The sequence below is a fragment of the Desulfovulcanus ferrireducens genome (assembly GCF_018704065.1).
In the GTDB taxonomy this organism is placed as follows: domain Bacteria; phylum Desulfobacterota; class Desulfovibrionia; order Desulfovibrionales; family Desulfonatronovibrionaceae; genus Desulfovulcanus; species Desulfovulcanus ferrireducens.
In genome coordinates this window covers 6,615-21,849 of the sequence record NZ_JAGUQP010000022.1, presented here as the reverse complement: position 1 = coordinate 21,849, position 15,235 = coordinate 6,615, and the positions used below count along the sequence as shown (strand labels likewise).

Genomic DNA, 15,235 nt, shown 5'->3' with positions numbered 1-15,235 from the left:
TACAGCATGAAAGAAACCAGGATTGAAATAAACTATGGAAATTAAGTTGATAAAAAGGTTTGGCCACAGGCTCCTGTATTAAAAAAAGACTAAACCAGCAGACAAGGCCAATAAACTTAAGATACCCATCCCCAAAAAGAGGAGGAAGTGTATGTGCCAAAGACTCCAGTTATTAGTCATCAGTTTAACCTTGCTTCTATGCGCTTGCTTACCGAACGGCAAACGGTTTCTCGTTGAGGAGCGTTACGAAGAGGGCATCCGCGCTTTTGAACAAGTGCTCCAGGAAGACCCGGAAAACCACGAGGCAAATTATTACATAGGTCGTTTTTACCTTGCCCAGGAAAAACCAGACAAGGCTCTGCCCTATTTGCGCCGCGCCGTACAACTTGCTCCAGACAAGGCAGATTATCATTTTTGGCTTGGAGTTGCCTATTGGGCAGTCAGAGATTTTGAAAATGAACGCAAAAGCTACCGGCAAGCTCTCAAGCTGAACAAAGACCACGTCCCAGCCAGGCTTTATCTTGCCCACAACCTTTTGGATAGTGGTCAGTGGGAAGCAGCCCTGAAAGAATATGACGGGGTGTTAAAAAACGATCCGTACAATCCAGAAGCTCTCTATAATCGAGGATTGGCACTCAAAAAATTGAATAAACCAGTTGAGGAAATCAATGCATGGAAAAAATACTTAAAGTATTACCCGAGAGGAAGATGGGCGTTGCAGGCCGTGGATCATCTTAACGCCCTCGGCGACTTCTCATATCGCAACTTCACCATTGGTTACCGGCGGGTTACTCTGAAAAACATTTCTTTTACACCCGGCACCGACAATATCCTTCTCGAAGCAAAACCTTCATTGAAAGTTCTTGGCGGCATCTTGAGCATCAATAAAAAAATTGTCCTGAAGATCATAGGGTATAAAAAAGGAGATCCTGTTCTGGCAAAGGCAAGAGCAAAGGCTGTGAAAGACTTTTTATTGAAAAATTTTCCGGATATTGATCCGGCTCGCCTCACATACGATGGCTTTGGCAGGGCTGAGCGTGTTAGGTTCGAAAATAAAACATATTTTCTTAACGAATCTATTTCCTTTGTTACTTTACGGAAATAAGCTGATTTATAGGACTAAGTTTTATTGTCTTGTAGGCAGCAATAAAGAAGCAGTCCCGCTGACAAGCGGGACTGCTTCTTACATATCTTTAGCTATCATTTTGACCAGCCTGAGAAGCTGATTAGAAAAACCTGCCTCGTTATCATACCAGACAATCAATTTAATCATGGTCTCGTCCATAACCCTGGTGCACAGGGCATCAACCACCCCTCCATGTATGCTCCCGTTAAAATCAATAGACACCAAAGGCTCCTCAGTATAACCCAGAGGACCATTAAGCGGGCCTTCCGCGGCAGCTTTTAAAACCGCATTAACCTCTTCCGCCGTGGTCTTCTTTTCCACTTCAGCTACAAAGTCCACCAAGGAAACATTGGGGGTGGGAACACGCACGGCCATTCCATCCAGTTTCCCTTCGAGTTCCGGGATCACTTTGGTCACTGCCTTGGCCGCTCCAGTTGTAGTTGGAATCATGGACATGGCTGCGGCACGGGCCCGGCGCAGATCTTTGTGTGAGCCGTCCAAAATCCTTTGGCTCATAGTGTACGAATGAACAGTGGTCATTACACCGTGCTTAATGCCAAAATTTTCATGAATAACTTTAACTGCCGGGGCCAGGCAATTGGTAGTACATGAGGCGTTGGAGATAATCTTATATTCCGGCTTGTACTCATGATCATTAACGCCCATAACAATGGTAACGTCAGGATCTTTTCCTGGCGCACTAATAACCACCTTTTTGGCACCACAAGCCAAATGTTTTTCACAGCTTTCTCTATCCCGAAATTTGCCAGTAGTCTCTAAAAGAATATCTATGCCGTAATCTCCCCAGACCCATTCTCCTGGCGCCTTTCTGGTTACATAGACCTGATTACCCTCTAAAATAAAACCTTCTTCATTGGCCTTTACCTGGCCGCTAAACCGGCCATGCACAGAATCATATTTGAGCAAATGGGCAAGGGTGTTGTTATCGGCCCTGGCATTTACCATGACCAACTCCAGCTCCTTATTACCAGCCAACAACCTGGCCATATAGCGTCCAATCCGACCAAATCCATTGATGCCAATTCTCAAAGCCATGCTTACCTCCATTTGAGTTTATGGGTTAATGGGTAAACGAGTTTATGGGATATAAACAGATATGGTTGTCGGCCAGCAAAATCAAAAACACCAACAAAACCATCCACCCACTCATCTACCCATCTCCCCATTACCCATCTACCTTATTGGATGAACCAAGTACATGCTTTATTTTATGTTGAACCATATCTTTAACAGCCTGTCTGGCAGCCCCCAAATATTTACGCGGATCAAATACACCTGGATTCTCCTTGAGGTATTTGCGAATGACCGCTGTCATGGCCAAACGAATATCCGTATCAATATTAATCTTGCATATACCCATGCTGGCAGCTTTGCGCAAAAGCTCTTCCGGTACTCCCTTTGCGCCAGCCACATCGCCGCCATATTGATTACACATCTCGACAAACTCAGGCAGCACGGATGAAGCTCCGTGCAAAACCAGGGGGAATCCTGGCAGCATGCTGGAAATCTTTTCCAGACGTTCAAAATCTAATTTCGGTTCTCCCTTGAACTTATAGGCTCCATGGCTGGTTCCAATGGCAATGGCCAAAGAATCACATCCAGTGCGCTCCACAAACTCCACGGCTTCATCTGGATCAGTATAAATACTTTCTTCTGAGCTGACTTCATCCTCAACTCCAGCCAAACGACCCAATTCGGCCTCGACCCATACCCCTTTGTCATGGGCGTATTCAACCACCTGCCGGGTCAATGCGATATTCTCTTCAAAGGGTAGATGAGAACCATCAATCATCACCGAAGTAAACCCCGCATCAATAACTTCCTTACAAATTTCAAAATTTTGTCCGTGGTCCAGGTGCAAAACAATAGGCAGATCAGTCTCCTCTAAAGCAGCCTCCACCAATTTAATTATATAATTCTGGCCAGCATATTTACGTGCCCCTGCAGAAACCTGCAGGATAAGAGGAGACCTTTCTTCCTCTCCAGCCATAATAATACCCTGGATGATCTCCATATTATTCACATTAAAAGCACCAACAGCAAAACCCTCTTTATAGGCCCGGGCAAACATTTCCTTGGGAGATGTTAATGGCATAATCTTTCCTCCTTGTTAAAAAATTTCGCACCGCCTAACCTAACTCGGCCGTTCATCCTTCATTTATACTCCACTTCTCCAACTCCTTTAATAGTTCCCAGTTAGTCAAATCAAATCTTAAAGGAGTCAGAGTAATATAACCTTTTGAGAGAAGATAACGATCTGTATTTTCCTGCACCTTGTGCATGGGTATCTCTCCCCCCAGCCAGAAATAGGAACGCCCCCTGGGGTCCTGGCGATGATCATAAAAGTCCTTATACGCAACATCTGTTTGCGGACAAACTTTTAACCCTGCGCATTCATCAAGGTCTATGGCTGGAAAATTCAAATTTAATACACAACGCTCAGGCAGGCTAGTCCAAGAAAATTTGGCCACAAACCTGGATACCCACTCTGCCTGATCTGTCAGGTCCTGGGGAGAAAAATTATCAACAGAAACAGCCAAAGCGGACAGACCTACCAGTGCCCCTTCAGTAGCCGCTGAAACAGTTCCGGAATAAATTACATCTACTCCTACGTTGGCCCCGTTATTTATCCCTGAAATTATCAAGTCTGGCCGGCTGGATAAATAATGGCTTACTGCCCATTTTACACAGTCCACGGGTGTCCCGGAAAGCCCTAACCCCCGGAAACCGTCTTCTTTTATTTCCTTTACCCGCACAGGAGAAAAAATAGTTACGGAGTGACCCACTGCACTTTGTTCTGTAAGCGGCGCCACCACACAAACATTATGCCCGGCCTGAGTCAGTGACCGGTACAGACATCTGAGACCGACGGCATGGATACCATCATCATTGGTCAAGAGAATGTCCATTTTTTTCATAATAACGAATTCCTGGTTACATAGTTTTTATTGCTTGCTTCCTAATCCATGCTTGATTAAGCTAATCTCAGATTTTTAACAATAGAATCTGATGCGCAATTAACTCAGGACTCAAGGATTGGCAACAGAAGATGAAGAAAAAAATATATGTACAAGACTTAAAGCAAGGCCAGCAAATAGCGGATATATTCGTTATTACCACGGCCAGACTGGCCCAGGCGAAAAACGGTCCTTACTGGCAATTATCCTTTCAGGACAAAACAGGGCAGATACAGGCCCGAATCTGGAGCCCGTTAAGTCAGAACTTTCCGGACTTAAAACCCGAACAATTTGTCTTTGTCCGAGGCAATGTCCAACTCTTTGGCGATACCTTGCAAATCAATGTTGAGCAGATGGAGTTCCTTGATTTAGACCAGGTAGACCTGGCCAGTTTTGTGCCGGCGAGTAAAACACCACCTGAAGAACTTTATACCCAACTTTGCCAGCTTTTGAAACAGGAGCTTAGTTTTCCAGCCTGGAAGAGACTTAGCAAAAAAATCTTTTCCAATCCTGAAATCAAGGAGGCCCTGCTCAATGCCCCGGGTGGAAAATCTATCCACCATGCCTATGTGGGCGGGCTTCTGGAACACACTTTGAGCGTATGCAAAATCTGCCTTTCCATCTGTGATTTATATCCGGGGTTGGATCGGGAAATTCTTGTTTTAGCCGCCGCTTTACATGACTTGGGCAAGGCCTTTGAAATTAGCCCGGGGTTAAGCCGCGAATACACAGATCAAGGCAAGCTTCTGGGGCATATCTTTTTGGGCCTGGAGATCCTGGAACCACATTTAAAAAAACTGGGTGACGTTCACCCTGAACTCATCCTCCATCTCAAGCACATTATTATCAGCCATCATGGGGAACTCGAATTTGGTTCTCCCAAACGGCCTAAAACTCACGAGGCGTTTGTCCTCCACTATGCGGACAACCTGGATGCAAAGATGAACACCATAGATCAGGCTCTTGAACCTTTGGGCGAAGATGATAGTAACACCCCTTATTGGTCAGATTATAACCGCTCCCTGGCCAGGCCCGTGTATCGGCCACTGCGTACTCCAAAAGAGCCTAACTCCCCAAAAAATAAAGAAAAAAGGACAAATCGATGTTTATTACCTTTGAAGGCATAGAAGGATGTGGGAAAACCACCCAGGTGAACAAGCTAAAAGAATATTTTGAGTCTCAGGGTAAAGATGTTCTCGTTACGTTAGAGCCCGGAGGGAGCAGGTTAGGCAAAACCCTGCGCAAGATTTTGTTATCCATGGAAAGTCAGGACCTGACCAAAGAGGCAGAACTTTTTCTTTATCTGGCTGACCGGGCCCAGCATGTCGAACAGGTTATCCGCCCGGCTCTTGCCAGGGGGCAGATTGTCATTTCCGATCGATATGCTGACTCGACCATTGTCTACCAGGGCTATGGCAGAGGGCTGGACCCTCAAACTTTGCATTCTTTTAATGAAATTGCCACTAAAGACTTATGGCCCGACCTGACAATTCTTCTTGATTTGCCAGTAGAAATTGGTTTGAAACGGGCCGTGACCAGAAACATTCAAAAAAAACTGACAAAAGATGAGGGCCGATTCGAGGCGGAGAGTATTAAATTTCACAACAGGGTCCGGGAAGGCTACCTGACCTGGGCCGCGCTTAATAAAAACAGGTTTGTGATAGTGGACGCCACTGGCGAGATTGACGAAATTTTTACACAGATCCTTAATAAAGTGACAAGCTTTGAAGAGAAAAGAGTAGAGGGCGTATCAAATCAGATTTGAAGCTCCAACTTAAAAAATTTAGTTTACTTTAGTCACTCATAAGTAAAGGAGAAACATGCAACCAATTCGCTCAAAAGATAATTTTTTGGTCTTTGGTGCACCTTTGATTGAAGAAGATGAAATTGCCGAAGTTGTGCACTGCTTAAAAACTGGCTGGCTGGGCACCGGCCCCAAAGTAGCAAAATTTGAAGAAAATTTTAAAAAATATAAACAGGCTTCTTATTCTGTAGCTCTAAATTCATGTACTGCTGCACTGCATTTAAGCCTTATTGCCGCCGGTATCGGCCCTGGAGACGAGATCATTACCACCCCCCTGACCTTTTGCGCCACAATAAACGCCATTATCCATAGCGGAGCCACTCCGGTTCTGGCAGACGTCGACCCCGAAAGCATGAATATCGATCCTGAGCAAATAGCTTCCAAAATAACCTCCAAAACCAAGGCTATCCTGCCAGTCCATTTTGCAGGCCGGCCATGCGAGATGGAAGCCATAATGGATTTGGCTGAAAAATTTGACCTGATGGTGATTGAAGACTGCGCTCATGCAATTGAATCCGAATACAAAGGCACTCCCTGTGGTACGTTTGGTGATTTTGGCTGTTTTAGCTTTTATGTGACCAAAAACGTAGTCACTGGTGAAGGGGGGATGGTTCTCACCCAAAAGGAAGAATACGCTGCCAGGATAAAAGTGCTGGCTCTGCATGGCATGAGCAGCGACGCCTGGCGCAGGTTTTCAGATGAAGGATATAAACACTACCTGGTTACAGAAGCAGGATTTAAATACAACATGATGGACCTACAGGCAGCCATAGGTCTACACCAACTAAAACGGGTGGAAGAAAACTGGCTCAAGAGGCAATCTATCTGGCACACATACAATAAAGCTCTGGAAAACTTGCCACTGACCCTGCCTGCAGACCCAGAACCAGAAACCAGACACGGCTATCATTTGTATACTATTTTAATAGATGAAGAAAAAACCGGTATAACCCGCGATGAATTTCTCAAGGCCATGCATGGCCACAATATAGGCACCGGGGTCCACTATTTAAGCATTCCGGAACACCCTTATTATCAGAAAAGATTTGGCTGGGAACCAGAAGACTACCCGCATGCCATGCGTATTGGTCGGCAAACTGTCAGCCTTCCTCTCTCTGCCAAGCTAAGCGAGCAGGATGTCCAGGATGTTATTCTGGCCGTAAAAACCATTTTAACGAAAGCAGGTGCGAACTGACTATGTCATCCCAGGTTACCGGCCTTGTGCTCACATTTAATGGCCAACGCCATCTCAAAGAATGTCTAAAAAGCCTAAACTTTTGCGACGAGATCCTGGTTGTGGACTCGGAAAGTACTGACCAAACAGTGGCCATTGCCCGAGAATGCGACGCTAGAGTCATTGTTAATCCCTGGCCGGGGCCGGCCAAGCAATTCGAATTTGCCTTTAAGCACATCAACACCCCATGGGTTGTCTCCCTGGACCAGGATGAAATTCTCTCGCCCAGGCTCCGGCAGGAAATAGTCGCGGCTTTGCAAAGGCCAGAAGATTATACCGCTTTCTACTGTCCGCGCACCTCTTTTTATTTTGACCGCTTTATCCGCCACAGCGGATGGTACCCGGATTATCTGCTGCGAGTCTTTCTTCTGGAAAAGACTTATATCCATACATCAGGACCTCATTACGGATTCCGTACCAGAGGAAAAACCAGAAAGCTTCGCGGTGACATCATTCACTATCCATACAAAAATCTTAAGGAACACATGGACAAGATTAACTATTACACACAAGTGGCAGCTGAAGAGATGTTCGCCCAGGGGAAAACAACATCCCTGCTCAAGGCCCTGGGACATGGTCTGGGCAGATTTTTAAAGCTCTATATCTTAAAAAGAGGCTTTCTGGACGGACAGGCCGGATTCATTCTGGCCATAAATTCTTTCTTTTACGCCTTTCACAAGTATATTCGTCTGGCTGAACTCCACACAAACAAAAATGAAACCCAAAATTAAAATTTTTAAAAAAAAATTGTTGACAAACAAACTTGAGACCTATAAATAGACATTCTCCGTTGGGCGGGGGCGGATAGCTCAGTTGGGAGAGCATCGGCCTTACAAGCCGAGGGTCACAGGTTCGAGCCCTGTTCCGCCCACCACGGTTTTAAGCGGAGCCGTAGTTAAGATGGTTATAACGCCGGCCTGTCACGCCGGAGGTCGCGAGTTCGAGTCTCGTCGGCTCCGCCATAAAAACAACAAAATCAAGGGCTTAGGGAAATTCCCTGAGCCCTTATTTTTTGATTTTCTCAAAATTTCTCCCCTTTAGTGTCGCAAATTTGCCGCAAATTACCTTTTTTATCCCTTTGCTATCATCATTTTTTCAATTACTCTCCAAACTACACCTATTTTACCTGACTACCTGAAGCAGAAAACAGGACTACCTACCACTTTACTAGTTTTGAAATAATAGGCAAAAGCAAAGGCTAGTAGCCAAATATTGGCTGACTTGGCTTTAGGCTACACTGACGCAAGGCTTGGTGAAATTTTTGATTGATGATCAGATGGATAGTAAACTAACAGGAGGTCAAAAATCAGGGTGGTCTACTACTTAAACGGCACAAAGTAGCCCCGTCGGTCCCTGGAATAGTTTGCGCGGAAATAGCAAATAACTATCTTATGGAGTTTCCAGTGAAACTTATTAAGAAAAACAGTCAGAAACAGCTGTCAGCTGATAGCTGAACGCTTTCAAAATTGGTAGGGTGTTACATTTAATGAACTACGAAGGTCTGATGAAAAAAAAATCTGATTTCCGTTCTCTCTGTGACTGGTAATAACTCATCGCACACTTATCCCTTCATCAAGGTACTTGATCAGCGGGTAGATGAAAAACTCTATGACCCGCCGTTTACCGACTTTTATCTCGGCAGTTAGACTCATACCAGTGGTAATTGGAGTCTCAACACCCTCAACCAGCAAAGATGTCTCTGACGGATTTATATATACTTCGTAAACTAGACCGAGGTTTTCGTCTTCAATGCTATCCCTGGAAACATGCTTAACCGTCCCCTTGAGCAGTCCGTATTTCTGAAAACTGAAGGTGTCTATTTTTATACTTACATTCATGCCGACTGATACGAAACCTATGTCCTTATTCCTCACCAAGGCCTTGATTACCAGCGGCGAGTTTGCCGGCACTATCGAAACAAGTTTTTCCGCTGGGGTTACCACGCCACCTATGGTATGAATAAATAATTTATTCACATAGCCGTTGACCGGCGTGACGATCTGCTGTCTGGCGCTGATATATGCCGCCTTATCCATATTCGCCCGTAAGTATTTATATTTTTTACGTTTCTCGACAAGTTCTGTAAGAAGTTTGTTTCTTTCATCCTCTTTAATAAAATCAATCTCCTTAAAAATACGGGCCCTAGCAGCAACCAACTCGTTAATTTTATGACCAGCCGTTTTAACACTCTTCTCATTATCTTTATAATCGCTTTCCGCCTTGTCGTATTCATCCTTGCTGAGGATATCTTTTACCTCCTTGAGCCTGTTTAGCCTGTCCTGGCTAAGATTTAAAAGATAGACGTCTTGTGCCCTTGTAGTTTTCACTGATTCTAACTGTTCCTCGACCTGTTTCAACTCCTCGGCCTTAACGCAAAGTTGTTTTTGCAGTCGCTTTATGGTGGAATAATAAATTTCGTTTTGCACCTTTATTATTGACTCATCATATTTAGAGACATCAGGAGCGAACGGTTTATGCGCCAGAGTGCATTCCAGTCTCAATATTTCTAGTTCGAGTTGCTTGAGATTGGCCTTCATCGATTCAAGTTCAGGTTCGATGTCGGAAGGGTCTATTTCCATGAGCACTTGGCCCTTTTGTACAAAATCCCCCGGTTTCACGAGGATACCGCTGACCACGCCGGTGGTGAGCGGCTGGAGTATTTTCACCTCGCCGTCGGGAATGACCTTGCCCCTTGCTGTAACGACGACGTCCACCTTGCCGAAAAACATCCAAATCGTAAAAAAGACAAGCGCCGCGATGATAACCCAGAAAACAGTCCTGCCCAGAGGGTTTAATGGCCTATCCTCAATTTCGACCAATAACGGTTTGAATTCGTGGCTGTCGTCAGATGATGAGCTCTGCATAACTGGTGTTTTTTTCCTTGCAAGCGAACAGTGGTCAAAGGTCAGTATTCAGTAAGCCAACAACAAGATAAAGGAAAGCTGCAAGCTGATGACTGAACGCCTATTTATGCATAATTCCAGGAATTGACGACTATATTCATGAGTTGTTCACTCTGCCGGACATCGTTGGCAGAATTCATGTCGATCCCCTCGTTCACCGCAAAGGCACTTATTTCCTGGATGATCTGATTGATGTCGGTATCGGTTAGGTATGCGCCGTCTGAAAGTTCAAACCGTTCGATCCTTTTCTTCTTGTTTTTTGGGTTCCTGACCGTGACGATATCATCGTTTCCATATTGAAGAAAAAGGGTGCTGCCTTTCATGAAAACAGAGATATCATCCCTGACGATTCCTTCTCCAAACTTAACCGTGTCATTGTCGCCATGTTTATGGCAGTGTTTTCCATAACCGCCGTGATCCTCCCGGATAATATCCAGGCCGTCACCGCGTTCAAAATAATAGATGTCATCCCCGGCGCCGCCTTTAAGAAGATCGTTCCCCTGCGAACCCGTGAGCTTGTCGTTACCTTTACCGCCATACAGCCTGTCACGACCTTGGTTACCCCAGAGCCAATCATCACCGCTGCCACCTTTTAGGCGATCATTGCCATCTCCACCAACGAGGACATCGTTACCGGAGCCGCCCAAAAGAATATCATCGCCGCTGTCGCCATAGAGGGTGTCCGTCCCCCACTGGCCATAAAGCAGGTCATGGCCAAAGCCGCCGAACAGGGAGTCGTCGCCGCAATGGCCTTTCATGGTATCGTGGCCATCCCCCCCAAAGAGAACATCGTTTTGATCGGCCCCGAAAATACGGTCGCTGGAGTCGGTGCCGTGGATCAGGTTTTTGGCGCCCCATTCGCCGAACTCGACAGGTCTCCGCCTCCAACGCGAGCCAGTCTCCATTTCGCAAATCTGGTCCTTGGTGAGATGCAGCGGCCCCTCCAGGGTATCCATCAGCTTGACGCCGTTTTCCGGAGCAGCAAAGTAGCCACGCATGGTAATGGAGCCGCGTTCCCGGATGGCGACGAACAGATCATTATCGATCCTGGAAAGCTGCAGGTCATCCTTGCTCACCCCTTTAAGCTGGATGCCATCCGGCCCGTCGCCATTGATGATCCAGTCACCCTCCTCGTAAACATTCACCGTGAAGTCGAGCGAGGTTGTGACCATGCCGCCATTGCCATCGTCCACGGTAATGGTAGCACGGTCAGCACCGTAATAACCGTCCTTGGCGGTGTAAAGCCAGCTGCCTTGCTCATCGATGCTCAGTATACCGTGTTCCGGTGCGCCGCTCACAGAGTAGGAGAGGGTATCGCCGTCCACATCAGATGCATCCACGGTGCCGTTGGCCGTAAGAACCCCTTTAAGAAAAATCGGCTCAGCATCTTGGACAACCGGAATATCATTGACGCCAACAATGTCCACTTCCACTATCCCGTTGGCGGTTGCCCCCTTGATATCGCTTATGGTGTAGGCAAAGCGGTCGTGCGCTACCTCACCCTCGGCCAACGACTGGAAGCCGTCGCCAATGTCGTAGGTAATTTCACCGTTTTCCAGGGAAACCGATACACCCGTTTCCGATGCCCCGACGGATGTCACCGTGAGCACATCCCAAGGATTTGGGTCGGTATCGTTGGCCAGAAGATGGCTTGTCGAGAAAACCAGCGGACCGCCGTCCTCATATGCAGTAATCTGGTCGAGGTTTGCCACTGGCGGACGATTCATCAGCATCTCGATACCGGTACGGTCAAGCACCGTGCCGTCGTCGAATTCCATGGTGTTGAGACCTTCCCCGGTCTGCAGAAACCCGTCCGCCAGCACAAAGGTATCGGTGGTGCCGAGAACCTGCACGAACATGTCGTTGCCCACCCGGTCCGCCTTCAGGTCGAACTCGGTCAGGCCGCTGCCCACGTAGAGGGTATTTTGTCCCAGGTCATCCACGATACGGTCATTACCATCACCGAGTTGAAAAACGTAGCGGTCGTCACCCGCCCCGCCCTGTAGAATATCGTCGCCCAAGCCACCTTCGAGAAAGTCGTTACCTCCGCCGCCTGCCAAGGTATCAGCGCCATGACTGCCATCGAGGTAATCGTTACCACCGCCACCGGCAAGGATATTGCCGCCACTATTACCGATGATGACATTATCCGAGTCGTTGCCGGTCCCGTTGATGTCATCCTCGCCTGTGAGTTCCAGATTCTCTACGTTGGCGTTGAGAGTGTGGCTGACGTTCGCCAGCACGGTGTCGATTCCTTGCCCGCTTGATTCCACTACGGTATCGCCCGCGTTATCGACGACATAGGTATCATCACCACTGCCGCCAACCAGGGTATCACCATCCAAACCGCCATCAAGGAGGTCGTTGCCATCTTCACCGGCAAGAATATTAGACCCACTGTTGCCGGTGAGGGCGTTATCCATGGCGTTGCCGGTCCCGGCAAGTTCACCAGTACCGGTTAATACCAGGTTTTCGACATTGGCGGCCAAGGTATGGTCGATACTCGCCAGGACGGTGTCTGTCCCGGCATCGGCCGCTTCAATCACCGCATCAGCCGTATTATCGACCAGATAAGTATCGTCGCCGCTCCCGCCAACCATGGTATCGGCCCCCATGCCGCCGTCAATGATGTTGGCATCTTCATTCCCGGTGATGGTATTAGACAGTGCGTTGCCGGTACCTTTAAGGTTAGCCGTGCCGGTCAGGGTCAGGTTTTCGACATTGTCGGTCAAGGTATAGTCGATACTCGCCTGAACGGTGTCTCTACCGGCATTGGCAGCCTCAACAACCGTATCACCGGCATCGTCCACTACATAAGTGTCGTTGCCAATGCCGCCTTGCATGATGTCGGCGTCCAAGCCGCCAATCAACGTATCGTCGCCGCCGTTGCCGATCAAAGTGTCGTCGCCTGCTAGACCATTCAGGACGTTGGATCCATCATTGCCGGAGATCACATTGCCGAATTCGTCACCAGTGCCGTTTATAGCAGTGTTACCGGTCAGAACCAGATTTTCAACGTGATCTCCCAATGTGTAATCAAGACCGGCCCAAACGGTATCAATGCCTTCACCTGCATTCTCAATGACCATGTCTCCCGCATCATCGACAACATAGATATCATCACCAATCCCGCCCGTCATCATGTCGGCACCGGTGCCACCGTTAATGGTGTCGTTGCCGCTCTCGCCAAACAACCGGTCAACGCCATCTCCACCGTTCAGGACATCGTTGCCATTACCACCATAGATGGTGTCGCTGCCTCCCTTGCCGGAGAGAGTATTGTTACCGTTATTACCGACAATAAGATTATCTACATCATTGCCGGTACCATTTATAGATGCTGTACCGGTAAGGTAAAGGTTCTCGATGTTGTCGCTTATGGTAAAGCTGGCGCTGGAATGTACTGTATCGATACCGCCGTCAAACAACTCGACAATGGCGTCCGCTGAGTTATCGATCATATAGGTATCGTCACCGGCTCCGCCGATCAGAGTGTCGGCGCCGCTACCGCCGTCAAGCACGTTATTGCCCACATTACCGGTGATCACGTTATTGAGATTATTGCCGATACCGTTCAAATCCGCCGTCCCGGTCAAGGTCAGATTCTCGACATTTTCACCCAGGGTGTAGTCGATGCCAGCGTGCACATGGTCGGTGCCTGCATTGTAGGATTCGTTGACCACGTCGCCGGCGTCGTCCACCACATAGGTATCGCTGCCGTAGCCGCCGCTCATGATATCGGCACCACTGCCTCCGTCTAAAGTATCGGGGCCGGAATTACCCAACAAGGTGTCGTTGCCTGCAAGACCACTCAAGATATTGCTGCCGCTGTTGCCTGTAAGCACGTTATCCAACTCGTTGCCCGTGCCGCTGATCGAGGCGGAGCCAGTCAGGGTCAGATTCTCCACGTTATCGCTCAGGGTATAGCTAACACTGGAACGGACGGTGTCCGTACCCTCGCCCACAAGCTCGGTTACGGTGTCATCCGCGTTGTCAACGATATAGGTGTCATCGTCAGTACCGCCGCTCATGGCGTCGGCACCGGTGCCGCCGTCGAGATAGTCGAGGCCATCACCGCCGAGCAGGGAGTCATTACCGGAATTACCGTAAATAGTATCGTCACCAGCCAAACCTGTGAGAACATTGGCCGCAGAGTTGCCCCGGATTACGTTATTCAACTCGTTGCCGGTGCCGTTGATCGAGGCGGAACCGGTCAGGGTCAGGTTCTCCACGTTATCGCTCAGGGTATAGGTGGCAGAGGATTGGACAAGATCAACTCCCTCGCCAACGTTTTCGACCACCACATCGCTGGTCGCGTCAACAATATAGGTATCGTCACCGGTGCCGCCGACCATGGTATCCACACCGCTGCCGCCGTCCAGGGTATCGCTGCCCGCATTGCCGAAGAGTTGGTCGGCACCGTCCCCGGCGTACAGCCGGTCGTTACCGTCACCGCCAATCAGGGTATCGTCGCCCGCATTACCATAAATGGTATCGTGGCCTCCCCGGCCATCCAGAATGTTGCTGCCCGAATTACCGGTGATCACATTGTTGAGATTGTTGCCGGTGCCGTCGATATCGGCTGTGCTGGTCAGAGTGAGGTTCTCCACATTATCGGTCAGAGTATAGTCAATGCTGGAACGTACATGATCGGTGCCCCGATTATAGGACTCGCTCACCACGTCGCCGCTATCGTCCACAACATAGGTGTCGTTGCCGTAGCCCCCGCTCATGGTATCGGCACCCGTGCCACCGTCCAAAGTATCGTGGCCGGAGTTACCAATCAGGGTATCGTTGCCGGCCAAACCACTCAGGGTATTGTTGCGGGTGTTGCCGATGATCACGTTGTCCAGAGTGTTACCGGTACCGTTGATATAGCCGTAGCCGGTCAGGGTCAGGTTCTCGACATTATCCGATAGGGTATGGCTGACGCTGGAATGGACAATATCAATACCCTCATCGGCAAGCTCGGTAACCACATCGCTGCTATGATCAACGATATAGGTATCGTTGCCAGTGCCGCCGCTCATGGCGTCAGCACCATATCCACCGTTAAGGTAATCATTGCCTGTACCACCAAACAGGGAGTCATTACCGGAATTACCGTAAATAGTATCGTCACCAGCCAAACCTGTGAGAACATTGGCCGCAGAGTTGCCCCGGATTACGTTATTCAACTCGTTGCCGATG

The 15,235-nt window shown here is 48.2% G+C and carries 10 protein-coding genes and 2 tRNA genes; 7 read left to right on the top strand and 5 right to left on the bottom strand.

The features are described from left to right. Positions 1 to 151 precede the first annotated feature (151 nt). The gene (locus tag KFV02_RS08535; RefSeq protein ID WP_252381121.1) at positions 152 to 1,105 is read left to right on the top strand and encodes a tetratricopeptide repeat protein; all 954 of its coding nucleotides are present in this window, start codon (positions 152 to 154) and stop codon (positions 1,103 to 1,105) included. Positions 1,106 to 1,183: 78 nt separating this feature from the next. Here the strand turns inward: KFV02_RS08535 and gap are convergent, their stop codons facing one another. From gap to surE, 3 genes are all read right to left on the bottom strand, one after another. Then, positions 1,184 to 2,182 (bottom strand): type I glyceraldehyde-3-phosphate dehydrogenase, encoded by a 999-nt coding sequence (gene gap / locus KFV02_RS08530; RefSeq protein WP_252381120.1) that lies wholly within the window; start codon positions 2,180 to 2,182, stop codon positions 1,184 to 1,186. 130 nt (positions 2,183 to 2,312) lie between these two features. Then, positions 2,313 to 3,242, bottom strand: a complete 930-nt coding sequence (gene fba / locus KFV02_RS08525; RefSeq protein WP_252381119.1) for a class II fructose-1,6-bisphosphate aldolase — start codon at positions 3,240 to 3,242, stop codon at positions 2,313 to 2,315. Between the two features lie 52 nt (positions 3,243 to 3,294). Next, positions 3,295 to 4,056: a 5'/3'-nucleotidase SurE gene (gene surE / locus KFV02_RS08520; protein WP_252381143.1), complete on the bottom strand. Its 762-nt coding sequence runs from the start codon at positions 4,054 to 4,056 to the stop codon at positions 3,295 to 3,297. A 140-nt stretch (positions 4,057 to 4,196) separates the two neighbouring features. Here surE and KFV02_RS08515 point away from each other — a divergent pair, with 140 nt between their 5' ends. From KFV02_RS08515 to KFV02_RS08490, 6 genes are all read left to right on the top strand, one after another. Continuing rightward, positions 4,197 to 5,231, top strand: coding sequence for a 3'-5' exoribonuclease YhaM family protein (locus KFV02_RS08515; RefSeq protein ID WP_252381118.1), 1,035 nt, complete (start codon positions 4,197 to 4,199; stop codon positions 5,229 to 5,231). Further along, positions 5,207 to 5,869: a dTMP kinase gene (tmk, locus tag KFV02_RS08510; protein WP_252381117.1), complete on the top strand. Its 663-nt coding sequence runs from the start codon at positions 5,207 to 5,209 to the stop codon at positions 5,867 to 5,869. The genes KFV02_RS08515 and tmk overlap by 25 nt, the downstream gene beginning before the upstream one ends. A 55-nt stretch (positions 5,870 to 5,924) precedes the next feature. Continuing rightward, positions 5,925 to 7,103, top strand: a complete 1,179-nt coding sequence (locus tag KFV02_RS08505; RefSeq protein ID WP_252381116.1) for a DegT/DnrJ/EryC1/StrS family aminotransferase — start codon at positions 5,925 to 5,927, stop codon at positions 7,101 to 7,103. Positions 7,104 to 7,105: 2 nt separating this feature from the next. Continuing rightward, positions 7,106 to 7,873 carry a glycosyltransferase family 2 protein gene (locus tag KFV02_RS08500; RefSeq protein WP_252381115.1) on the top strand — a complete coding sequence of 256 codons (768 nt, stop codon included), beginning with the start codon at positions 7,106 to 7,108 and terminating at the stop codon, positions 7,871 to 7,873. 67 nt (positions 7,874 to 7,940) lie between these two features. Next, positions 7,941 to 8,016: transfer RNA gene (locus KFV02_RS08495), tRNA-Val, on the top strand. An 11-nt stretch (positions 8,017 to 8,027) separates the two neighbouring features. Next, positions 8,028 to 8,104, top strand: a tRNA-Asp gene (locus tag KFV02_RS08490). 588 nt (positions 8,105 to 8,692) lie between these two features. On the opposite strand, the gene KFV02_RS08485 is transcribed toward KFV02_RS08490, so the two are convergent. Together KFV02_RS08485 and KFV02_RS08480 are read right to left on the bottom strand one after the other, a co-directional pair. Next, positions 8,693 to 10,006: an HlyD family type I secretion periplasmic adaptor subunit gene (locus KFV02_RS08485; RefSeq protein WP_252381114.1), complete on the bottom strand. Its 1,314-nt coding sequence runs from the start codon at positions 10,004 to 10,006 to the stop codon at positions 8,693 to 8,695. Between the two features lie 104 nt (positions 10,007 to 10,110). Next, complete coding sequence (locus tag KFV02_RS08480) at positions 10,111 to 15,222, bottom strand: cadherin-like domain-containing protein (protein ID WP_252381113.1); 5,112 nt, start codon at positions 15,220 to 15,222, stop codon at positions 10,111 to 10,113. Positions 15,223 to 15,235: the final 13 nt, after the last annotated feature.

Coding starts and splice junctions, on each gene's coding strand:
- KFV02_RS08535 (WP_252381121.1), top strand. CDS start 152: ATGTGCCAAAGACTCCAGTTATTAGTCATCAGTTTAACCTTGCTTCTA.
- gap (WP_252381120.1), bottom strand. CDS start 2,182: ATGGCTTTGAGAATTGGCATCAATGGATTTGGTCGGATTGGACGCTAT.
- fba (WP_252381119.1), bottom strand. CDS start 3,242: ATGCCATTAACATCTCCCAAGGAAATGTTTGCCCGGGCCTATAAAGAG.
- surE (WP_252381143.1), bottom strand. CDS start 4,056: ATGGACATTCTCTTGACCAATGATGATGGTATCCATGCCGTCGGTCTC.
- KFV02_RS08515 (WP_252381118.1), top strand. CDS start 4,197: ATGAAGAAAAAAATATATGTACAAGACTTAAAGCAAGGCCAGCAAATA.
- tmk (WP_252381117.1), top strand. CDS start 5,207: ATGTTTATTACCTTTGAAGGCATAGAAGGATGTGGGAAAACCACCCAG.
- KFV02_RS08505 (WP_252381116.1), top strand. CDS start 5,925: ATGCAACCAATTCGCTCAAAAGATAATTTTTTGGTCTTTGGTGCACCT.
- KFV02_RS08500 (WP_252381115.1), top strand. CDS start 7,106: ATGTCATCCCAGGTTACCGGCCTTGTGCTCACATTTAATGGCCAACGC.
- KFV02_RS08485 (WP_252381114.1), bottom strand. CDS start 10,006: ATGCAGAGCTCATCATCTGACGACAGCCACGAATTCAAACCGTTATTG.